The sequence below is a fragment of the Pseudoalteromonas sp. A22 genome, assembly GCF_018141345.1.
Lineage (GTDB): Bacteria > Pseudomonadota > Gammaproteobacteria > Enterobacterales > Alteromonadaceae > Pseudoalteromonas > Pseudoalteromonas maricaloris.
Map to the genome: position 1 here is coordinate 1,032,813 of NZ_CP047237.1, position 23,457 is coordinate 1,056,269.

At 44.5% G+C, this 23,457-nt stretch carries 20 protein-coding genes; 11 read left to right on the forward strand and 9 right to left on the reverse strand.

The features are described 5' to 3' along the window. Positions 1–37: 37 nt before the first annotated feature. The gene (locus GSF04_RS04170; protein WP_211856771.1) at positions 38–3,073 is read left to right on the forward strand and encodes a TonB-dependent receptor; all 3,036 of its coding nucleotides are present in this window, start codon (positions 38–40) and stop codon (positions 3,071–3,073) included. Positions 3,074–3,119: 46 nt separating this feature from the next. Here GSF04_RS04170 and GSF04_RS04175 read toward each other — a convergent pair whose 3' ends face one another. Continuing rightward, on the reverse strand, positions 3,120–4,277 hold the full coding sequence (locus GSF04_RS04175) for a serine hydrolase domain-containing protein (protein WP_211856772.1): 1,158 nt from the start codon (positions 4,275–4,277) through the stop codon (positions 3,120–3,122). 246 nt (positions 4,278–4,523) lie between these two features. Between GSF04_RS04175 and GSF04_RS04180 the strand changes: the two genes are divergently transcribed. From GSF04_RS04180 to GSF04_RS04195, 4 genes are read left to right on the forward strand one after another with little or no spacing between them, the layout of a single operon-like run. Further along, positions 4,524–5,315 (forward strand): MipA/OmpV family protein, encoded by a 792-nt coding sequence (locus GSF04_RS04180; protein ID WP_211856773.1) that lies wholly within the window; start codon positions 4,524–4,526, stop codon positions 5,313–5,315. Between the two features lie 10 nt (positions 5,316–5,325). After that, positions 5,326–5,697 carry a DUF3019 domain-containing protein gene (locus GSF04_RS04185; RefSeq protein WP_211856774.1) on the forward strand — a complete coding sequence of 124 codons (372 nt, stop codon included), beginning with the start codon at positions 5,326–5,328 and terminating at the stop codon, positions 5,695–5,697. Positions 5,698–5,705: 8 nt separating this feature from the next. Beyond that, positions 5,706–6,398, forward strand: coding sequence for a response regulator transcription factor (locus GSF04_RS04190; RefSeq protein ID WP_211856776.1), 693 nt, complete (start codon positions 5,706–5,708; stop codon positions 6,396–6,398). Next, entirely contained in the window at positions 6,398–7,651 is a 1,254-nt protein-coding gene (locus GSF04_RS04195) for an ATP-binding protein (protein ID WP_211856778.1), read from the forward strand. The genes GSF04_RS04190 and GSF04_RS04195 overlap by 1 nt, the downstream gene beginning before the upstream one ends. Before the next feature lie 91 nt (positions 7,652–7,742). Here the strand turns inward: GSF04_RS04195 and GSF04_RS04200 are convergent, their stop codons facing one another. Next, entirely contained in the window at positions 7,743–9,746 is a 2,004-nt protein-coding gene (locus GSF04_RS04200) for a beta-propeller domain-containing protein (protein WP_211856781.1), read from the reverse strand. Between the two features lie 210 nt (positions 9,747–9,956). Between GSF04_RS04200 and GSF04_RS04205 the strand changes: the two genes are divergently transcribed. From GSF04_RS04205 to GSF04_RS04230, 6 genes are all read left to right on the forward strand, one after another. Continuing rightward, positions 9,957–10,832, forward strand: a complete 876-nt coding sequence (locus GSF04_RS04205; protein WP_249122338.1) for a MipA/OmpV family protein — start codon at positions 9,957–9,959, stop codon at positions 10,830–10,832. After that, positions 10,822–11,211 (forward strand): DUF3019 domain-containing protein, encoded by a 390-nt coding sequence (locus tag GSF04_RS04210; RefSeq protein ID WP_010375649.1) that lies wholly within the window; start codon positions 10,822–10,824, stop codon positions 11,209–11,211. The genes GSF04_RS04205 and GSF04_RS04210 overlap by 11 nt, the downstream gene beginning before the upstream one ends. Continuing rightward, positions 11,211–11,900, forward strand: coding sequence for a response regulator (locus GSF04_RS04215; RefSeq protein WP_010375648.1), 690 nt, complete (start codon positions 11,211–11,213; stop codon positions 11,898–11,900). The genes GSF04_RS04210 and GSF04_RS04215 overlap by 1 nt, the downstream gene beginning before the upstream one ends. A 7-nt stretch (positions 11,901–11,907) precedes the next feature. Continuing rightward, complete coding sequence (locus GSF04_RS04220) at positions 11,908–13,143, forward strand: ATP-binding protein (RefSeq protein ID WP_211856783.1); 1,236 nt, start codon at positions 11,908–11,910, stop codon at positions 13,141–13,143. A 119-nt stretch (positions 13,144–13,262) separates the two neighbouring features. Then, positions 13,263–14,222 carry a DUF3137 domain-containing protein gene (locus GSF04_RS04225; RefSeq protein ID WP_211856785.1) on the forward strand — a complete coding sequence of 320 codons (960 nt, stop codon included), beginning with the start codon at positions 13,263–13,265 and terminating at the stop codon, positions 14,220–14,222. 222 nt (positions 14,223–14,444) lie between these two features. Next, positions 14,445–14,933 (forward strand): hypothetical protein, encoded by a 489-nt coding sequence (locus tag GSF04_RS04230; protein WP_211856787.1) that lies wholly within the window; start codon positions 14,445–14,447, stop codon positions 14,931–14,933. Between the two features lie 58 nt (positions 14,934–14,991). On the opposite strand, the gene GSF04_RS04235 is transcribed toward GSF04_RS04230, so the two are convergent. The 7 genes from GSF04_RS04235 to GSF04_RS04265 are packed head-to-tail and all read right to left on the reverse strand — an operon-like array spanning position 14,992 to position 23,445. Beyond that, complete coding sequence (locus GSF04_RS04235) at positions 14,992–15,891, reverse strand: SMP-30/gluconolactonase/LRE family protein (protein WP_211856789.1); 900 nt, start codon at positions 15,889–15,891, stop codon at positions 14,992–14,994. Positions 15,892–15,898: 7 nt separating this feature from the next. Continuing rightward, a complete protein-coding gene (locus GSF04_RS04240) occupies positions 15,899–18,265 on the reverse strand; it encodes a family 20 glycosylhydrolase (RefSeq protein WP_249122339.1) in 2,367 nt (788 codons plus the stop codon). Positions 18,266–18,272: 7 nt separating this feature from the next. After that, a complete protein-coding gene (locus GSF04_RS04245) occupies positions 18,273–19,226 on the reverse strand; it encodes a sugar kinase (RefSeq protein WP_211856791.1) in 954 nt (317 codons plus the stop codon). Further along, positions 19,223–20,653: a sodium:solute symporter family protein gene (locus GSF04_RS04250; RefSeq protein ID WP_211856793.1), complete on the reverse strand. Its 1,431-nt coding sequence runs from the start codon at positions 20,651–20,653 to the stop codon at positions 19,223–19,225. The genes GSF04_RS04245 and GSF04_RS04250 overlap by 4 nt, the downstream gene beginning before the upstream one ends. 37 nt (positions 20,654–20,690) lie before the next feature. Continuing rightward, entirely contained in the window at positions 20,691–21,077 is a 387-nt protein-coding gene (locus GSF04_RS04255; RefSeq protein ID WP_211856795.1) for a RidA family protein, read from the reverse strand. 29 nt (positions 21,078–21,106) lie between these two features. Further along, a complete protein-coding gene (locus tag GSF04_RS04260) occupies positions 21,107–22,573 on the reverse strand; it encodes a D-aminoacylase (protein ID WP_211856797.1) in 1,467 nt (488 codons plus the stop codon). Then, positions 22,573–23,445, reverse strand: a complete 873-nt coding sequence (locus tag GSF04_RS04265; RefSeq protein ID WP_211856799.1) for a MurR/RpiR family transcriptional regulator — start codon at positions 23,443–23,445, stop codon at positions 22,573–22,575. Before GSF04_RS04265 ends, GSF04_RS04260 begins: the two co-directional genes overlap by 1 nt. Between the last annotated feature and the right edge of the window lie 12 nt (positions 23,446–23,457).

Here is a 23,457-nt window from a genome sequence, read left to right on the forward strand (position 1 = left end):
AAATAAACAACAATCAGAAATTAAAAGAGGGACTCCCGTGTCACCTAACAATAATATTAAATTACTCGCCCTGTCTATTGCGCTCGCATGTAGCAATACAGCAACGGCAGAAGAGCAACAAATCGACCGTCAACAAGTTGAACAAAGTAGTTCGGTAGTTAAAACGCAAGGTGAAGATAAAGCACTAGAAAAAATCGTCATCACCGGTTCTCGCATCAAGCGTGATAGCTTTTCGGTACCTACTCCTATCGCAACTATGGGGGCTGAGTCTCTCAATGATGCAGGCTTCGGTTCGCTTTCAGATATTCTTTTTGAAGAAATGCCTCAGGTCAGTGAGGGTACAGGCAATGGTAACTCGCAAAGCAGTGTTCAAAATACCGGGCTTTCAACTATCGACTTACGCGAATTAGGCGAAAGCAGAACATTAACTTTGATTGATGGTAGACGAGTAGTTTCTAACAGTTATTCAGGCAACTATGTAAGCCTATCAACCATCCCCAAAGGTATGGTTGAGCGAGTTGAAATCATTACCGGTGGTGCGTCAGCGGCTTATGGCTCCGATGCAGTTGCAGGTGTTGTGAACATCATAACTCAGCAAGATCAAGAAGGGGCTACATTTAGTGCTCGTGGTGGTGAAAGTACCGAAGGCGGCGCTCGTGAATATACGGTAAATGCTGATTACGGTACGACTTACGATAATGGTAAAGGCTACTTATTTGTCAGTGCTACTTACGACGAAGAAAAAGGACTAAGCTACTGGGATAGAAAGCGTGCTCAGCAGCAAGATAGCTGGGACTACGATACCGACCGTATGTGCAACGTGATGCTCACTGCCAACTACGACCCTGATACAAAAAGTGCCTATCACTGCATGAGAGATATTGATAAATCACAGTGGACAAGTTTAAGCGACTCAATTCCCGGTGGTGTATTTGATGAGTCAAGCAGTGCCAAACCTAACTCCGGCTTTTGGTACGACGGCACCACCTTACGTGACGATTGGCAAGAAGAACTTCACGGTATCGATTTCAACCAATTTACAATGTTAAAGGTGCCTGACAAAGATCTCTCAGCGGCAATTAAAACAGAGTACGAGTTTGACTCAGGTACAGAAGCATACTTCCAACTGCAATATAGCCGTAATACCTCTCGCAATGTTAAATCGCCAGAAAGCGAAGATGAGTGCGATGCGATTGTGACCTATGACCCAAACAGCAATCAATTTGGCTCCGACTGCATGGGCCGTATCCCTTATGATAATCCATATATGCCAGAAGCAATTCGAGATAAGGCAAGCTCAAAAGGCGTAAAATGGGATAGGCTGTTTACTGAAGTTGGTAATATCGTCAACAGCAATGAAAGAACAACAATCAGAACTTGGGGTGGTCTCCGCGGTTATATTTGGGATGACTGGGAGTGGGATGTTTCTGTTGGCTACGGTAAATTTAAGCAAGAACAAACCCGCAGTAACGAAATCTACGTTGCGCGAGTTAAACAAGCGCTAAATGCTGAGCGCCTTGCTGATGGTACGATTCAGTGTAAAGACGAGCAAGCACGTAGCCAAGGCTGTGTACCAATTAATTTATTCGGTGAAGGCTCAATCACACCTGAAGCGGCAGACTATATTCGCGCCAATCCATCCATTACAACGGATATTGATCAGGTAACGGTATCTGGATTTGTTACTGGTGATTTATTTGAACTCCCAGCAGGCGCCGTTGCTTCAGCTTTTGGTTTTGAATACAGAAAAGATACACAGAGCGTATCGACCAACGTGCCAAATGGTGGCGTCACGTTTAACTATGTGCCCACATTTGAAGGCGATGTAAGTGTTCGTGAAATCTTCGGTGAATTATCGTTACCGCTATTAAAAGACGCACCAATGGCAAAATCGCTTAGCGCCGAGGTCTCTGCTCGTATCGCAGATTACAGCTGGGCAAATACGGGATTAATCCAAAGTTACAAGGCTGGCTTTATTTATGAGCCAATCGAAGGTTATTCCATTCGTGCAAACTGGGCTCGAGCCATGAGAGCACCGACAATCACCGAACTTATGTCACCACCTCGTGGCGACTATGATAGCTTTGATGATATCTGTGATGGTGTTACCGCGACGTCAACAGATGCAGGCCACGACAACTGCCGCAAAGATGCGGGAATACAAGCCGCTATCGCCGCTGAAGGTACTTTTGAAGACGAAAATAACGGCTACTCACCCAACTCAGGAAATAGCGAGCTATTTGAGGAAACCGCAGATACCATCACCATTGGTTTATCTTTAGCGCCTTCCTTTGCACCGGATTTTAGAATTGCGCTAGATTACTACGATATTCAAATTGATGATGCGGTAAGCTCACTGGCTAACGAAGACATCATTAAGTTCTGTTACGCTTCGTCTATGGAATTCGGTGACAGTAACGAGTTTTGTCGTGATATTAAACGCGATGAAGAAGGGCAGATTTATGAAGTCAATCAACGTGTCATCAACACGGATGAGATCCGTACTAAAGGTTACGATATCGCACTAGAGTATGTGTATGACGCTAGCGATTACGGTAGCTTTAAGGTAAAAGCCGATTGGACACACGTAATCGAATACTCAATCACCAGTACGGGTCCTGATGGGCAATACGAAGACCTTTATGAAGGCTACCTCAACACCGATATATTTGAAGACAAAGGCGCTATTTCACTGACTTGGTATAAGAATGATTGGCGTGTACGCTGGAGCACAAAATATAAAGGTGCAGTGGAAGCCAGCCGTTCGAGATATGAAGACTGGCAGGCTGCTATCGAGAAGAATAATGAACGCTGTGCAACAGGCGAAACAACCTGTATCGCAGATCCAGAACCCCTATGGCAAGGTGCACTGCCATCAGTAACGACTCATAGTTTAACGGTAAACTACAGCATGGAGCTAGGCGATAACCGCACTCTCTCTGTTTATGGTGGTGTGAATAACCTATTTGATGAAAAAGGTCCGTTTATCATTGGCGGCTCAGGTAACTTTGATAGTGCCTATGGCTCAGGTGTAGGACGTTTTGCATTTATTGGGGCGAAATACCAGTTTTAGACTTCTGCATTGATCCGAGGGGCTGCCACTGAGTAGCCCCTTATCTTTACAAACCAAAAAGTGTATCGCGTAACTTATCTGAGATTTTGTCAATCTCTGCATTGCATTGGTTGTAGCCTTGGCAATTAATAATTGCACTCATAACCATGTTTTCTGACGGCAGATACCAATTTAACGTCGCGTACCCAATCTCAGCACCGTTATGATGATAAACCGGTTTATTTCCGACTTGCTCGCTAAAGATACCCATGCTGTATTGCTGTCCGGTGACATCAGTATCCACCCATACAGATTCGCCTAGCAATTGCTCACGCACCTTAGCGGGAATATCTGGGCTCGTTATTATGATTTTAAATAAGTCACCAAGGTCCTTAGCCGTCGATACAATCGGTGCATCAGCCACACCAATATTGGCATAGTAAGGCTGCGTATTAATTTCATTGCCCTCATCATCAACAAAGTACCCTGATGCAATTTCACCAAACGCCTTTTCGATCCCTCCATAACTCATACTACTTAAGCCAAATGGTTCAAAGATATACTCACGCATCGCCTTTGAGTGATGCTCCCCCAAAACTTTATCCATAATTAGGCCCGCCAATAAATACCCGGTATTAGAATATTTCCACGCAGCTCCAGGTTTGAAATTGGCGTCTTGATTGAGAGCAAACTGCAGCGCAAAGCTGTCCGTTTTTATTAAGTCTGGCTGTTGTAATACTGCAGCAAAAAATTCGCCGTTAGCATCATTGAGATAATCATATAATCCAGCCGTATGATTGAGTAACTGCCGAACATACATTTCGTCACCGTTTTCTATCTGTTGTAAAAGTTCGTCAGACAAATAATCACTTATCGGTGCATCTAGATCTAATAACTGTTGTTCATGCAACATCGCCATTAAGAGCGCTGTTACTTTTTTCCCCGCACTGCCATTTGGGATCCTAGCGTCCGTGGTCATGGGTATCGTATTTTCTTTATCTGCTAACCCGGCAGCACCATAAAATTGAAGCGTAGGCGAATCAATATAGAGCACAATACCAGGGATACCCGCTTCAACACTTTGTTCGAGCATCGCTTGAAAATCAACTTCGGCTACGGGAGGAGAGACAGGGCTCGGTTTAGGGTTAGACGTCGACTGACTATCATTACAACCAAATAACGACAGACCACCACACAATAATGTGACCAGTTTTAGTGTTCTCATGAGAAATACCTCGTTTCGTTTAAGTGATAAAACAATAACTAAGGTATGCACGCCATGCTGTCTCTGACTTTTTCAAAATGTATCAAACAGTAACGACTTCCTTTATTTTCAGGCATAATGTCAGACCATTATGGAAAGCCAGAACAAGCTGGATACAATTCGATACAACTTGCAGAAAGTCGATACAGCTATACTCGCTTACACTCACTACAGTAACTAGCAAATTAATAACTAATAGAAATTGCTATGAAAACACATTTATTGATTGCAGCCGTGCTTATGGCCGCAAGTGCAGCGCAGGCCAAAAGCACTAACGCCAAAAAAGAAGGTCACGGCTATTTGGCCATTGGTTACGGGATAAATTACAACAGCGATATTTACAATAATGCCGAGACCTCGTTTTCGCCCACTGTACATGGCGCCTACTATTTTAGTAATGGTCTATTTGTCGAATTTCCAGGCCGCGCTGAGAAGTTTGACCCAGCACTTGCACTCGGTTATCAGTTTTATGAAACAGAAAATTGGGAATTTGATGCCCTACTCTCAACCGCTCATGGGCGAATAAATTACCGTTTTGGCGGGACTCGCTATGGGCTAAACACTTCGTCTTATCTTGGGGTAAGAGCTACAGGGGATGTATTTGGCTTACAAATTAGAGCTATTGTTGCACCAAAAGTGATTAACTCAGATTATTCAGATGGTAGCTACGCTTCATTATGGATCTCTAAACCCTGGCAATACAAAAACTGGCACTTTTATAGCGCAGTCGGTGCACAATACCGAAACTCGGCCATGTTAGATTATTACTACGGTGGCGCACCATTTAAAGGTTACGATGCCAAAGGCGGGGCTAATCTTGGGGTAAAGCTCGGATTTTCACGCGCTTTAACAGAAAATTGGATAGTCGATGGCCACGTCAGCTACACCAAATATGCATCAGGTATTATGGATAGTCCTATCACCAAAGCAATTGTCAGTTTTAACGATAGAATTGAGCATGGTGAAAGCATTGGCTTGTCACTTAGCTACGTTTTTTGAGGAGCTAAATATGAAAAAACGACTATTTGGCTTAGCCCTACTCGCAATGCAAACTCAAGCGAAAGAAGAAATTAACGTCCCCGTATGGACCGTAAAACCCGGGCAATGTGTTGCGCTCGAACAAGGTCAGCAATGTTTTATCGACCTCTCAGTGACCTGGCAAACCTCTGTGGCCGGTAACTTTTGTCTCCATGCCGATGAAAAAGAGCTGGTTTGTTGGCAGCAGCAAAAAACCGCGAGTTGGAAAGGCGAGATTTTAGTTGAGAAAGATTTGCTTATTACCTTAGAAGATAACAAGGATATTCTCGCAAGCTATGCGCTGCAATATGCTTGGGTGTTTAAACAACAAAAAAGTAACGCCGTGCGTTGGCGACTTTTCTAGGAGTAGTTGTGGTAGCCGAGTTAGTCCTAATAGAAGACGATAAAGAATTGGCCCAGTGGCTGAGTGATTACCTCTCTACCAAGGGATTTTCAGTGGGGCTATATCATGATGGTCAAGACGGGCTGGAGCACGTTTTAGCCTCTCCTCCCGATTTGGTGATTTTAGACGGCATGCTGCCAAGTTTGGATGGCTTTGAAGTCTGCAAGCAACTGCGTCAGTCGCTAAGCATCCCAATATTAATGCTAACAGCAAGGGATGAGGAAATTGATGAAATTATCGGCTTAGAGATGGGTGCTGACGACTATCTCAAAAAGCCAGTAAGAGGCAGGTTATTAGAAACTCGCATAAAAGCGCTATTAAGGCGCCATCATCCTCAAGATACCGCTCCCAAACAAACACTTGAGTTTGGCGCTCTCTATATCAATAAAAAAGACAGAAGCGTTACTCTTGCTGGGCAGCTCGTTAACTTATCCAGCAATGAGTTTGATGCGCTTTGGGTACTTGCCAGTAAAGCTGGACAAATTGTTACCCGAGATGAGCTTACTAAAGCACTCAGAGGATTTGATTATGATGGGTTTGACCGCTCTATAGATTTGCGTGTTTCGCGACTGAGAAAGAAGCTAAGTGATGATGGCCAAAACCCATTTAAAATAAAGACGGTATGGGGTAAAGGATATCAGTTGGCAAAGGACGTGTGGTAATGTGGCGCTTCGTGTTTGCTTTGCTTACCATCTTAACGCTCGCAAGCGTTATCACAGGTCTGATATTTGACACACTTATCGCCTCATCCTCAGAAAATAATGAAGCCCACTACGATCCACTTAGCACAACCGCACCAATTATTGCCGCAATGGCTAAAGACAACATACCTGAATCACAAATTATTGCGATCCCACTGCACCAAACACTAACCGCTCAACTTGTACCAAGAGCCGACTATCCACTTCCTGTGAGCTTAAGCCGCAAACTCTCTCAACAGCGGTTTATTTACCTCGAAAGCGAATCATCAGTAAGCGCTTGCATACTTATAAGCCAAGAAAATGTCTATATTTTAACAATGCAGAAGCAATTGCAGACTAAATATGGCCTGCTCATGACCTTGTTATTTTACGCTATCGTTATCGTTGTCGTCGTCGCCTTTTTAACCCCATTTATTGCCAGACTGTTAAAGCTCAAAAATGCCGCACATCAGCTGGGTAAAGGCGAACTCAACGCCCGCGTGCAAGTCGGTACGGTATGGTACTTAAAGGATATTGAGCAAGCGTTTAATCAAATGGCACGACAAATAGCCGGGTTAATGACTGACATGAAGCTATTAAGCAGCGGACTTTCTCATGAGTTACGTACGCCACTTGCAAGGGTAAGAATGGGGCTAGACACACTGGTTGAAACTCATGATGATGAGCTGCGGACACAGTACGAAGATAGGATCAACCAAAACCTTGATGAAATGGAGCAAGTGATTGATGCTATTTTAGATTACGCAAGATTGCAGCACCGTCTTGACGACGTGGAACTTCAACCTGTTGACTTGAATGCGATGACTCGCCAGTTAGCTAATAACGCCCACTATCAAGACTTAACACTAAAACTGTCGTCAAAACCTTGCTGGGTCATCGGTGAAGATCAGTACTTACGCATGCTAATCAATAACTTATTATCTAACGCGATAAAATATGCCAACGCTAAAGTATCACTAGCAACCCGAGTCGATAATGACAAGGTTCAGTTTATTATTGAAGACGATGGAATAGGTATAAGTAACGAGGTTCGAGACAAAGTGCTACTACCGTTTTATCGCGACGATTCTCAATCGCAATCAGGGTATGGCATTGGTTTGGCCTTTGTGCAACGTATAGTCACTCGTTTTGGCGGTACCATTGTAATTCAAAAAAGCCCCGCGCTGGGCGGGGCCAAAATCACTGTTTCGCTGATACAGACTCAGCAAAAGTAACGTTAACTCTGAAGCTGTGGTAAGCAGTGCTACAGTTCACCGCTTGGCAACGAAACAGTGTACAACAACCTAATATTCAAAGGGAGTTAGGTTAATGTGGTCCACTGTTGTCAGCAGGCGTTTGCCAATTACTCTGCCACACGTAGTTGCCATGGATATAAAGCAGTTTATCAGCCTGAATAAGCCCTCTATCTGCTTCGGTATACCCGAGTGCTTTGTCACTCGCTATGGGCGTTGCTACCTCGGCACGGCTACTCCCGCGATAAGTGAGTGTTGAGTCCACGCCGTGGATAATTTCAAATGCGGCGAGATCGTTTTGGCTATACCAGTTATAACTACTTTCATTCACTTGCTCTGTATTCCAGTAAACAATCGGCAAAGTGAACCGGGTTACTGAGGCATTGTCTTTTAGCATGGCCAAAGCGCGATAATCATATTCCAGCGGTGTAAATCCCCCTGTAAACGTATGATCTTTTAATAGCTTGGGTTCAGCAGGATTTGCAACATCAAACAAGCTCACTTTGGTGCCGGGCTGCACGTTTCCATCAGGGTCTCCAAGGTGCTGACCTACCCCAAGAAGCAAACCGTCACCAACAGGGTGCAGGTAAGAAGAAAAACCGGGGATCTCTAAACTTCCCGCAATTTTAGGCTGTGATGCGTCAGATAAATCCAGAACGTAGAGAGGGTCTATTTGTCTAAAGGTCACGATATAGGCGGTTTCGTTAAAATATCTAACCGCATAAATGTCTTCATCCACAAGCCCTGTATCCGGATTAATTTTGCCAATAGGGGTTGGATTTTGGCTATTTGGTAGCGTCGCCACGGTGTTGAGTTCATTCCCTTGTGGTTTAAGCATATACAACTTATGACTATTACCGATATCTGTATCATACTGACTCGTTACTACGCGCAGAACGCCATCTTTTTCATCAAATCGAGTCGCAGCCATCGTATCGCTGACACGAGCAAGTTGACCTTCCACCTCACCAGTTGCTTGGTATGTCACCCCTTCATCCGTTAACAATAACTTATGCAATACTATGCCTGATGGATCCCAGATTGATGTGTTGACATCTCCATCACTGCCATTAAAGGAGTAATTGTAAAGATACACAGCTGTTGCAGACATATAAAAGCCAAAGGTGCGCGTACTGACGCAAGTTGTTTTCACCTCATCAGGATTGCGAATGTCAATCTCAGTCACTGTTGTTAAGCCATTATATCCATCTTGCGCGGTAGCATCTGCTGGCAAATAACAGCCATCTGCGGCAACCAGTGGCGCTGCACTTCCTTGCTTTAAATTTCTAAATTGAGGTAATAAATCGTTAATGTTAGTGTCCATTAAGCGATTGTAGCTTGCTACTTTGTCAGCGCTATTAAAACCACTGTAGCGTATAGTATGGTCGGCGATAACATAGAGTTTGTCACCGATTAATCTGCTGCCAACTAGTGAACCATCAATTTGAAAGCGTTTTTCGACCTCAGCCTGTGCGGGTAGGGATACGTTACTAAAAGCAAGCTCAATCACGCCTTGATAATTGACCTCAGGTCGCACCTCTAGCGATGACATATCATCAGCAAAATCATACTCATAGTCCATTAATACGCTGATGAGTTGATTGTTTTTAAGGTAAAGATTTTGGCTTGCAAACTCTGAATCTGATACCGCTAATTCATTAACTTGTGTAGGGACATCCGTAGCTTCTGTATCTAAGATCCTAACGAAGGTTTTGCTGTCAGTATCCGCATATGCAACGCTGGTCGAGCCACCGATGAATAAGTAACGGCCATCGAATTTAATCCGGTCGCTTTCTGATACCCCTTCAACCAGTTGATTGGTGCCTGAGTAAGGTGCACTATCTGTGGTTGCTGATGGATTTTCCAAATCATCGCCATTATTCAACCCACCGCTGGCAACGAAAATGCCGTTTTTAATAAACTGACTAAACTGTGCTGATGAAGCTGACTTCAACGGCGCAGAGCTATTATTAAGCGCGTTAAGTTCTGGTAATTTATCTTCATCATTGTCGTTACTACCACCACATGCGCAAAGGCTAGCGGCAAGCGGAAGACTAAGCCAAATTTTGCATCTCATGATATGTTTCCTTGTAAGTTAAGTGCCAACGTAAGCCTAAACTTTCACACTAAAATTTCTGTTATCTTCGCTACTTGTTTTGTTATTTAATGTTACCCTTTCTGGTAATTTGTACAGCGACTGGTAAATTACACTGGTAGTAATAATGCGCTTTGATTGACACCTCCAAAAAGCCAGTGCAAAGCCCAAATTCAGAACTGGAGTTCCAAGTTGAATAAGTTATTAATGGCCTTAACCTTGCTGGTTACTACTCAGGTAAATGCCACGGTGGTGCCATGTGACGCCAATGACAGCGAGTGTACGCCAGTCGATGAATGGCGATTTGGCATTGCGCTTGGCGGCGGCGTGATCTCCAACCCACTCCATGACGGTGAAAATATTCCCTTGGTTGTTGTGCCCTATATTAGTTATTACGGTGAACACCTCTTTCTTGATAATGGGACTTTGGGTTATACCTTTCACTACACTGATAAATTTGATCTTAGCTTGATCGGCACATTTAATACCGAGCAGGCCTATTTCGAGAAATTTCACCCAAGTAATATATTCGTGCAAAAAATGGGGTTTGATGCCAGCAATGAGCTGCCTGGCGGTGAATTTGCCGCCGAGCAAACCGCTATCTCCTTAGACGATATTGAGTCGAGAAAATGGGCCATAGATGGCGGCGTTTTAGCCCACTGGATAATGAGTGATAGCGTAAAAATCAGCGCATCATGGCTCACCGATATCACCAACACTTATCAAGGTTACAATGCTGATGTTGGAGTTAGCTATCGTTTTAGATTCGATAATTTACCTAATACTTATGTGTTTATTAAAGCGGGGCTAAAATGGAAAAGTCGACAATTGGTGGACTATTACTACGGCATAGACAAAGCGGATACACCGAATAGTGAGCTATGGTATAAAGGCAGCTCAAGCTTCCAACCCTATGTTAGCTTTGCCTACTCTTATCCCGTGAGTGAGTCTTGGACCTTTAAATTTAACGCCAAATATCAGCAACTTGATAGTACAATGACAGATAGCCCGATAGTCGAGGATAGCTATACCGCGACGGTTTTTGTCGGGGGAAAATATGAATTTTAGGTTGTACTTAATCATAATTATAATTTTCAGCGCACCAAGTAGAGCTTTAACCAAACCCAACAATGGCATTAATTTAGAAATAAAACCGATTACATGTATGGTGAAACAAGCAGGGCAACGCTGTGAAATGACGGCAAAAATTGCTTGGCAATCGCCCTCTAAAATGAACCTATGTTTATTTCAGGAAAAACAAAAATTACAATGCTGGGAGCAGGCCAAGGAGGCAAAATCAACACAAATTATCCAACTCTCAAAGTCCATGCTCTTTACCCTAAAAGATGCTAAAAATAACGTTGTTGCAAAACAAAATATTGAAGTACACACAAGCGTCAACCAACAATATAGACGCAAACTCAGAAGCGATTGGAGTGTGTTTTAATGGCCAAGGTATTACTTGTCGAAGATGATGTAAAACTAGCGGAGTTAACCGCAAAGTTCTTAATCCATAACGGCTTTGAAGTCGTTCAATTACACAATGGTATTAACGCCATTAAAGCGATTGAAGCAGAAAAACCTGACATTCTCATTTTAGATATTATGCTACCGGGACTTGATGGTTTTTCTATTTGCAAAGCTGCACGCGGTGAGTTTAAAGGGCCGGTTTTATTTCTTACCGCCAAAGACAGTGACTTCGACCATGTAAAAGGGCTTGAGATCGGTGCTGATGATTACATTATCAAGCCTGTTGAGCCATACGTACTACTTGCCCGTTTGAATGCGCTATTAAGACGTACACAAAATGATGAAGTTCAGTCTGATTCCATTACCTTAGGCGAATTACAAATAGATAAATCGGACCGTAAGGTCTATTTGGCTGGAGATGAAGTTGAGCTCACAAGCTATGAATTTGATTTACTAAAGACATTGGCAGGCCATGCGGGCGAAACGCTGAGTCGAGACTATATCTATAAACATGTTGTTGGCCGCGAATATGACGGATTAGATAGAAGCGTTGACGTACGTATTAGCCGTTTGCGTAAAAAGCTTGGCGACAATCTAGAGCAACCCGCGAGGCTTATTACCGTGTGGGGTAAGGGCTACCTCTGCTCTAAGTCTGCTTGGGGCTAGTGTATTTGTGCTAAAACTATTACTCAGCCTCTATTTGGCTGTGTTTACCAGTATTGTCGTTATCAACCAAGTGAGCGAAGCCATTTGGTCTCATTGGGTGCACTCCGCGCCCGATGAGTTGCGACATGCAAAAGCGGTTGCCAACACACTGAAATCCACGATTTCCTCAGACCAGCTACCCCAAGAGTCAGAAACGCTCAAAATACTCAACATGGATGATGTCGCTTGGCTGCCTGAGCAAGCCAGCACTTTAGTTCAAGGTGGTATTTTAACGAGTTTTGACGATGAAGGCCGCGCTTGGCTGACTTTCAAAGTACCTGATTCAACATTGCTGCTGCAATTAGGGCCATTAGCACCGGCGGCTTCTGCCGCCAATAAACAATGGATCATCAAGTTGCTTTCTTATGCCGTGCTCGCGTTTTTACTTATGCTGTGGATAAGACCCTTGTGGCTTGATTTATTGCAACTGAGATATATCACCGAAAATCTCACTCAAGGTCAACTGCCCAAAGCGACCCGACATTCCCGGTTTTCTGCCATTTCAAATTTAACCGAGCAGATCCGCGACTTAGCGTCTCAAGTTGCAAGGCTAATTGAAAACCAAAAACTACTCGTTAATGCGGTTTCTCATGACCTGCGCACCCCACTTGCCAGACTTAAGTTTGCTTTAGCTATGCTGCCAGAGCAAAGCCGTGAGCAAGCAAGTGATATGGCGGACGATGTAGTCGAAATGGAGGCGATGATTGATGAAATGCTAGCTTACGCACGGCTTGAATTTGAAGTAGAGAAACTTGAGATAACGCCAATTGACCTTTGTGAACTTGTCAGCGATCAGATAAGCAAACTCAATAAGCTTACCGATAAAAAAATAACGTTCAAGAAAATGAGTAATACAGTTATCATCTCTGGCAACCTACATTATCTTTCTCGGGCTTTGCAAAATATCGTACAAAACGCTGATAAATATGGTCGCTCAACCATAGCGATTAATATTGAGTGTGACAAAAACAATGCCTATATCCATATTGAGGATGACGGTGATGGAATTCCTAAATCTCAGTGGGAGTCGGTTTTTATTCCCTTCTCACGCTTAGATGAAAGTCGCAGCAAAGATAACGGTGGTTATGGCCTAGGACTGGCTATCGTACGCAAAATCGCCACTTGGCATCGCGGCAGTTGCCATGTTGGGTTCTCCGAACTTGGTGGTGCTAAGTTTACTCTGACTTTGCCACTGGCAAACTAGTTTATCTAGGGATAGGTATAGCGGTGAATACCGCATAAAACAAAAATTTTACCTTTACCATTTTATTTGGGTAAAATTTTATACCAGTTGTATTTAAACATGACTTACAAGGAAAGTTTATGGCTTTATTAGACCAAAGGTCTCTCCATCATATTGATCCACGCCTAGCTGGCGTTGAGATGCAGTTAAAAGAGGCCTATTACAATTTAGATAAAACCACATCCAGCTTTGATAGCGATCTTAACAATAAATTGAAGCCGCTTAAACGCTATAAGTGGTGGGCAATTGGTATTGCAATCCCGTTACTATTTCTTGCGCCTTTTCTCTTAATCTCAATAATTCCTATCTACTTTTTGTTAAAACACTCTCTTAAGTCTTTTACTAAGGGTGTGTTAACTCGAGCTTATATGATGGCGCCAATTGCTTCAGCACTTAACTTAGAATATTCAGTCGGCGGTAATTTACTTATCTGCGAAGAAGCTATTAGTGCAGGTATATTAACCAAAGGAGGACGAGCAATAGCTGAAGATGGATTTAACGGCGAAGTGAATGGCATTCATTTTTACTTTACTGAAGTGCATATACGCACGCTTCATCAGAATAATGACAGTAAACGTTTGTTTAATGGTGCAGTTATAAAACTGAGTATGCCTGAACCTGTAGATACTCCAATCGTGGTATTACAAGATGCGGGACTTTGGAACATGCTGATAAGTCGACGTCAATCTCTAAAAGGATTACAGCGAGTTAAACTTGAACAAAAAGACTTTGAAAAAGAGTATCAAGTCTATGCTAAAGGTGAACAAACCTGCCGCGAAGTACTCACGCCAGAATATATGGCGAAATTGTCGCAAGTCAAAACGTTCTTTTCATCCGGTAACCTACCAAAAGGGTTAAAAATCCCCGAAGTAAAAGCCCAAATGTTTATAGAAGGTTGCGATATACTGATCACTCTTGATTATGGTGCCAATTTATTTAGCCCAAAAAAACTGCAAAATGAATATGATCCCAGCTGGGCTGAAGATATCGCAAAACAATTTTTACTGATTGAAAATCTAGCAAAAAGCCTGGTGCGCTAGCGGCAGGCTTTTTATTAATAATTCAATAATCAATCGCCAATGTAGGTGTAATTAGCTGTAATTTTATTCATAGTTAAATGGGGTTAGGATGATCGCTGGAAATTCGGATCTAATATCAAGTTATATTGGTGACTAAATAAAATTAATGGTTCAGAAGCATTGTAGATGGGCATTTGTAAACAAGTACCTAATCAGTAACCATTGTATTAAAGGGAGAAATTAGTGTCGTCTCACACAACTGTGATTGTAGAGTGGCGTGGGCCATTCAACTTAAGCGAAGTCGAATGTAATCCAGAGTGGGGAAATGGTCTATACCTTGCCACAGGAAAGTTGAAATACGAAAGAGAATCAACAATTCAATATTGTGGAATAACTGAAGGTAGTTTCTCGAGCAGACTCAAGTCTCATCATAGAATACACGAAATTAACAAAGAGCAGGAGTTTTGGGTTGGTGAAATAAAGTATCCAACAGAGGCATCAAGATACTTTCTCGAAATGGCAGAATCGATAGTAATCTACTTCTGGCAACCTGCTCTTAACAATAGAAAAAAATTATGTGTCCCCAAACCCATAACTCTCGTTAATAAATGGTTCAAAAAGGATGGTTCTCCACGCAGAAGGCAGCATACTTTGTGTAAATATTTGGATGATGTGATTTCTTGGGATGGAGAATTATGGAGAAGTGGCAATCTCCTAGTTTGGGAAGAATAAAGTACATTGTGCTTCTTAACAAAGCGGTTTCCAGCCCATTTTATCATCCGCCACTACACTACTTGCCACGCCCTGCAAAGTCTACCTCAGCCATCTCGATACCACCGCGTTTTTGCATGGTAATAAATAAGCGTTTCCCCTCCTCGCCACCAAAAGCCACATTAGTCGGGTGCTTGCCTTTCAGTTTAATTTCTTTAATTAGCTTGCCCTGAGGTGAAACCACAGCGATCACACCAGCGCCATAACGGGCGATATAAAGATTGCCTTGGTTGTCCGTGCGCATACCATCTAAGCCAAAATCGGTAAACGAGATAAATAATTGTTTGTTACTAATATTGCCTTGTTCATCTAACTCATAGCGCCATACTTTACGCTGCACGCTCTCATTCACATAAAGTGTTTTATTGTCAGGGCTAACTTCAATGCCATTGGTGGTGCCCATATCCGCTTCCAATAAGGTTACTGCTCCGTTTGTATTTATACGCCAAAGTTTACCGCTACTGGCTTGCCAATTAGGATCGCTGGCGAAAAGAATTCCGTTGTCCATGATCGCAAGGTCATTAGGTTGATCCATGCGATTATCGTGAGCAAATACCGTCACGGATTGTGACAAATCACCACCTTGTGCAAGTGCCGCTTTGGTGACTTTAAGCACGTTATGATTGACGTAATCGGCTATATACATATTGCCTTGCTTATCAAAGCGAATACCGTTACCAATAGAGCCATTTTTTAATGTCAGCAGAGTTTCGACTTTGCCTTGCGCAGTCACTTTACCAATGGTGCCTTGCTGTTGATGATTAACCGCATACAACACGCCGGCATCATCCACCGCAGGTCCCTCAATACCTTGCGTGAAAACACCATCCGTTATCCAATCTTGTGTATCTACAACCGTGTTGGCAGCTACATAACCACTGCTCTGTAGCAAAAATAAACTGAGTATGACCTTTCTCATGACTTTCCTATTTACAATGAAGGTAAAGCGCTCGAACTGGATAAATTCCTGTTATGACCTCTTCATCCGTTAAATTTTGCAGCGCTAGCAGCTGGCTATCTAGGTGCGGAGCCTGTAAAGCCCCTTTACAAACCGCAAGCACTTGCTGACTCAATGTAATAAACTGCGTCACCGTTAACGCCGTTGAGTGTGCTTCTGTAAGTTTGGGACTTTGCTGTAACAGAGTTAACGCCTCAAGCCCCGCTTGCCAACGTTGCAATATCGCGCCAATGTGCGCTAAGGCTGTGTTATCACCAGCGATATAGCTTTCGACTCGCTCCTCAAGCAGCCTCACCTGACGGCTTTCAACCGCAACATAGTCGACAAATTTATCAAGCGCTGCAAACTGGTGATACTCGTCGTTTAAGAACTTAATATGATGACGCGTGTAATAGTGACTTGGCTCTACAAGCTCTGCGAGATGAGTGAGTAATGCAAGCGAGGCCTTACGCTTTGGCTCACCCAAAGTTGTGCTGATAAGCCTATTAAAACCCGCTTGTTGCTGCGTTTTATGACCTAAGCCAATGACGTTATGTGCAAAATCGCTAATATGATCCAACCGCGCATACATCTGCTTGCTATCTGTAAGCGTTTTAGCAGACCATAAACGCTCAGCAATCACAAAAAGCCGCGGCCATATTCTGACATCAAGATTATGTTCGGTGACCATTTCGCTCCAAATGGTCGCCTCGCCACCTAAAATACGTGCACCATTTTCTTGGCTTAACGGCGTTGAAACCTCGACTGGTTGTGGTTTTTCAAGCGCCTCAAGTGTGAGCGGATAACGGCTATTACCGATCATTACCGTGCCTTGTTGCTGCGCTGTATTAAACTCAAACTGTAACGGTCCCATCCAACTATCCATGGCTGCGGTAAATTGCTGAGTCTTGCGAGTAATTGGCTTATCTGTTTGTGCTAGCTGATGGCGGTTGTTATTAAGCTTTATAAGCACTTTCTCACCCAACACCACAAGATCGCCTTTGACTGCGCTGCCTTTTAGGCGTGGGATCGTAAAGGCTAAGCTTAATACTCGCGGTTGAGTGAGATCCACTGTCGGTAGCACCGGATGTGGGTCGTTACGGTAATGAAATGATGAATACTGCGGCTGATCAATATAAAATCCGGTTGATAAAATGCCTTGATAACCAGCTTCTGCAATTGCATTTAACGAATCATGACCACGCCAAGACTGCACGACAGTATCCGTAGGCAACGCCGGATGAAAAATTTCATCCCATCCCATCATCACACGTTGGTGCTTAGCAATAAGCTTTTGTACACGAGTATTAAAGTAATTTTGCAGGTCGTGACCGTCTTTCAACGCATGTTTTGCCATTAACTCCTGTATTTCAGGGCTTTCCAACCAATGCTCAGGTTCTACCTCGTCACCCCCAATATGCAGGTAGCCGTCTGGAAATAGACTCGTCATCTCAGCCAGTAAATCGTCGATAAAGGCGTACACATCAGGACTTGCGATATTGAGCAGTGGCTTAAATACTCCCCAATGACGCTCCATCTCATAAGGTTGCGCTTTCGTCATCAGCTCTGGGTAAGCGACGGCAATCGCGCTTGCATGCCCCGGCATTCCAAATTCAGGCACCACGCGGATCCCTAAAAGGCTTGCATACTCAATCACTTCTTTCACTTCTGATTGACGATAATACAATCCGTCTGAGGCCAGTTGAGTCAGCTTAGGAAACACCTTACTTTCCATTCGCCAGCCTTGGTCATCAGTTAAGTGCCAGTGCAAAACGTTTAGCTTTGCCGCGGCCATACCATCGAGTTGGCGCTTTATTGTCGCAATTGGCATAAAGTGGCGAACACTATCAATAAGTAGCCCACGCCAAGGGAAGCGGGGATTATCGCTGATCGTTGTATAGGGGAGTATGAATTGCCTCGATGTATTACTCTGGGCCAATTGTAACAGGCTAGCAAGACCATGCTGCGCGCCGAAAACGGAGGTTGCGCTAAGCACTATTCCACCCTCTTCAATTTGAAGCTGGTAGTCTTCTGGCATATTCAGCTGAGGAAACTGTAACTCGGTTTCGATATTTTCCACGCGAATGGTTAAGTCCGCTTTGCCACCCTTTACTACCCGTAAAAGAATAGGTTTTCCAGTAATGCGCTCAATGTATTGCTGCATTCTGGCGAGCAGAAATGCCTGCCTCTGCGCACTAAAGCCGTGTATCGCAACCTCGATTTCGTTATCAAACACCAGCGAGCCTTCGGTCATACTCACTTGTTGCGGCATGGGCATAAGCGACAGTGGCGTTGCTTTTGCAGTTAAAATCGGCAACAACACGGTGAATAAAAAAACACTAAAGTACATTCTCATAATGACACTATTCCTGAGTAACAAGCTTTGGCAGAAAGTCGGCGGATATCAGCGCGCCGTGATGCTGGATCACCTCGGCGGCAACTTGGTGTGCAAAGCAAACAGCCGTTTGCAAATCGCAACCTTTCAGCCAATGTGCTAAAAACCCCGCCGCAAATGCATCGCCCGCACCACAGGTATCTAAGATAAGTTGCGGCGCTATGTTTTGCGCCGCGATATAAATGGGTGAAGAATCATCAGCTGGCGCGATCACGCATGGCTGAGCACCTTGGCGAATAACTAAGAGTTGTGAGCTTTGTTTTTTATGCTCTGCGATTATTTCGTCCACATTTGCGGTGCCATACACTGCGTATTCGTCCTCGTCGGCTAAAAATGCGATGTCCGCCAGCGCCATTACAGCCTGATAACTCAATTTTGGGTTATCGCTACGCCAAAGGGTTTGGCGATAGTTGTTATCAAAAAAGATGAGTCCACCTCGATTTTTAAACGCAGCTAACGCCTCAAATAAGTGCTTTCTCTGCGACTCACATATAATGGCAAGGCTTATTCCAGAGAGATAAATTGCATCAATATCCTTGTTGTGAAGCGCCTGAGTTAACGTCTCATCACGCTTAAAATACTGCCTTACAGGGCTGTGTTCACGAGCAAAGGTAAAGCGTCGCTCTCCTTTCTCATCGAGCGTAATCCAGTACTCGCCAAGCGTGCTATGTGGTTCAAGCGAAATATAGTCTTGTCTGATGTTGGTGTTTGACAACATATCAAGCAAGTTTGTACTGGCCTTGTCCGTACCAATGGCGCTGGCAAAACTGAGTGTTATGTGGTTATCGTGGCTTTGCTTGAGTAACTGAGCTAAGTACCAAGCCGTGTTAAAGGTATCACCGCCAAACGAGCTAGTCCCATCTGCTCTATGCTCCACCATACATTCACCAAAGCACACCAACTGTTTTATTGCGCTTTTCATGATGTCACTTCCGTTTTTTCGGGCGATGCGGTAACACTGGGTTTTGTCACCACACTCGTCAATACACCAAACACCAAAGCACTGAGCAGCGCAGGAATAATCGGGTTACCAAAATAAGCCAGCCAGCCGTCGTTCATACCAACGAGTAGGGCAGCCACTGAACCTGCCATCAAGGTGACTAAACTGCCTTGCCAAGTATAACCTTGCCAAAAGCGTCCCAATAACCCCATCACACAAAGCCCCGCTAATACAACGGAAATCATTTTGGTGATATAGCTGATAATGTCGCTCGACAACACCGCCATAAATAATGCCAGCGATACGGTAGTCAACATCGCTATACGAGAGACCAAAAGCGGATTGTGTGGCGCAATATTTCCCTTACACCAAGTTAGATAAATATCAGCAACCAACACACTGACTCCAGCAATAGCGTCGGAGCTGGCACTAGAAAGCGTTGCGGAAATACCCGCCAATAAAATAAAGCCGCCAATCAACACCGGCATCACCGTTAACGCCAAATAGGGAAAAGCAAATGAAGGATTGTCTAAACTCGAGTTAACTGCATAAGCACCAATACCAATCACAGCAGGAATACATGAAAACCCTAAATAAAGTAATCCCGAGATAATAAACGACATACGAATACTGCTTATGCTTTTGGCGGAGTAGATCCGCTGCCTAAACGATGGTGTTGCCAATACGCCCACCAGCACCGCCAGCGCCATTGAAATAGCAGGCAATAAACCAATATTTTGATATGAAAAGAGCCCAGCTCCCGCTGCAACCGAAGCGCTGGTTAGCGTTTGCCAACCACCGACCACCTCGACTACAAAGTAGGTCATCAACAAAAAGCCCGAAAACAAAATAACGGCCTGAATAGCATCCGTCCAGACTACCGCCGAATATCCACCTAAGGTCACATATACCGCAAGTCCCAGTCCAATAATCAGTTTTGCACTGATCTCATCTAGCCCAGTGAGCCAAGCTAAATACATGCCCCCGCCAATCAAATGTGCGCCAAGCCAGCCGACACTTGCCGCGTAAATCAATATTGCTAAGAGCTTTTTAACGACTTGATGATTGCCTACATAGCTTGCTAACTCTTCACTCATTGTCGCGAAGCGCTCAGCCCTAACCGGCGCAAACAACCAAGCCAGCAATAAAATACCCAGCGCGCCGCCAATGCCATAAAGCGTGCCCGCCCAACCGTGTTGATAGGCAAAGCCGACCGCTCCCATCGACGAGCCAGTGCCAACCATAGTGGCAACGGTGGTGCCTAGCGTCAGCATCAGCGGTACTTTTCGCCCAGCTAATAAATAGTCGCAATTTGACCGTTGCCACCGAGATGCTAGCCAACTCACCATTATCATGGCAAACAAATACAACAGAAAAATAAGCAAATACACTTGCTGACTATCCGTCATGCTTCTCCTCCTGTGAACATTGTTGTTCGTATAACGTCTATTCGCCTTTGTAACAGGTGACATCAACCTCAACTTTACAATCCACGACTAAGTCGGCCACCATGCAAATTCGCGCAGGAGGATGCGCTGAAAAATACTCTGCAAAAACCTTATTAAAGGACTGAAAATATCTTGCGTCAGTTAATACCACAGAAACATGCGTAACATGCTCAAGGCCATAACCTGCCTCGGTCATAATCGCGATACAGTTTTCTATGGCCAGACGCGACTGATCAACAATGCCACCCTCAACCACTTCACCATCTCGCATTGGCGTTTGCCCCGAGACTTTTAACCAACCGCCAGCTTCAACCGCTCGTGCAAAGGGTAAGTGTTGTCCACCAGTACCCGTGCCGCCCTCAGCACCTATTCTTCTTATTGTCATGTTAACCTCTTGATGATTTTTGATTTTTATTAGTTTTGACGCGTTAAAAATCGTCCTGCTCGGCCGAAATCGACAATGGTGTCTGCATTCGCGCCCTCAACATAGCTGAGCTTGCCATTCACCCAAACCTTCACAATGCCTGAGGCAAGTTGTTTTGGATTGCTGTAACTTGCTTGGTCTAGAACCCGATTGGGGTCGAATAACACCAGATCGGCGAAATAACCAATTTGAATATTGCCACGTAGCTGTAGCTTAAAGCGCGCTGCTGGCAGCGCTGTCATTTTGTGGATAGCCAATGCCAACGGCAGCGATTGTTGTTCTCTACAGTAATGTCCAAGCACCCGCGGAAATGTCCCCCACAGTCTCGGATGCGGATGCGGATCGCACGGCAAACCATCGGACCCTACCATGCTGTGTTCATAACTTAAAAACCGCTGCACATCATCTTCCAGCATACAGTGATACACAGCACCCGCTGGCTGCAAACGCTTTGCTGCTTCAAGCTGAGACACTTGCCATTGCGTAGCAATGTCTGCCAAGCTTTGCTGTGCAAGATCTGGATGAGACTCCGACCAAGTAATAAAAATGTCCGTCTCCTCCGTCACTTGATTAAGATCTAAGGTGCTTGAACTCGCGGCGTAAGGATAGCAATCGCAGCTCACTAGGTGTGTTTGCCTATGCTGTTCAAAATGCGCTAATACCTCAGGTGCCCTGCCCCAATTCTCTCTACCTGCACATTTTATATGTGAAATAACCAGCGGCAGTTTGGCATGCTCTGCCGTTGCAAAGGCTTCGTCCATGGCTCGGATGACTCCTTGAAATTCTGTGCGTAAATGCGTGGTATAGATACCATCAAATGGTGTAACAACCTCGGCCAACGCATTCACTTCAGCTTGGCTTGCCCCCTTCGCATTGTAATAAGCAAGGCCAGTACTAAAGCCTATCGCCCCTTGCACCATCGCTTGGTGCAGCAAGGTTTTCATCTGTTCAAGTTCTTGCGCATTGGCAGCTTGAGATAAATCCGTCATGACCTGCGCTCTGAGCGTTGTATGACCAACTAACATGGCTAAATTGACACTCGGAGCGGCCTTATTAAAGGCATGTTGATAATCCTGTAGTTCACGATAGGCGAATTCTGATTGCTCACCGAGTAAGTTAATGGGGTCGAGCGGCGCTTGATTTGTACAGTAAGGCACTGCGCTAATGCCACAATTACCGGCAATGACGGTGGTGACACCTTGGCTCACTTTGCTCAGCATATGTGGGCCTCGCAGCACTTCAAGGTCATCATGGGTATGTACGTCAATAAAACCCGGCGCGAGCACTAATCCCGTGGCATCGATGCATTGCTGTGCTTGCAAATGGTTGCAGTTGCCAAGCGCAACAATTTTGTCTTTGCTAATCGCAACATCCACCACTTGCGCTTCAGAGCTTGGTTCAAAATACACCGTCGCGCCTTGAATGAGGGTATCAACATAAAGAGATGAGCTCAGCATTAATCCCCCAGCGGAAAGCGTTTATCGGCAGGTGGCATATTGCTGTTTTTATCTCGATGCTGATCTAACTGGGTTTTAAGCCGTCGAAGCTTTTCTCTTGAGCGCTTTTGATTACGCATGGCAACTTCGCTCGACAGGATATCCACCGCTGCCATCATGGCATAGCGTGCAGCGCTGGGCTTAAAGATGTAGTCACTTTCTTGAGTTTTGATGGGTAAGTGGTGATCGGCAATGTCCGCCAAGTCGCTCACTGGGCAAATAGCAATAATCTCTGCACCATACTCTTTGGCGATAAGCGCCGCCGCTTTCACATCAGGAGAAACACCACTAAGCGAGAGACAAATCACCACATCCCCTTTATTCACCGTTGCGGCAACCATGCGCATCATCATAGGATCGGAGTGAGCATTACTAAGTACGTCCAAGCGAAATAAGCGATTTTGACATTCTTGTGCCATCAAGCTGCTACCACCACCAACCCCAAAAATTAAACAATGACGCGTGGCGCAAATCACTTCACTCGCCAGCTCCACAACCGCTTCATCGATGAGTCCCGCATTGAGCGTGAGGATCTCCTGAATAGAGGTATAAACATGAGAAATCTTTTCTTTTTCAATTGGCTCAGGATTTGTAAAACGCTCACCAATTGCGGCTGATTGTGTAAGCTGAAACTTAAGGTCACGTACATTGGTACAGCCTAAGCTACGCGCTAACCGTGTGATGCTGGCATGACTGACCTGTGCTTTTTCAGCTAACTCACTAATGGATGCGCTTGCGGCAAAGTTAAGCTCAGCCAAAATAAGCCGGGCAACTTTTTCTTCCGCAGGGCTAAAGTGCCCCAAACCTTCCTTAATTTTGCTAATAATGTCCACAGCTTCGCCTCA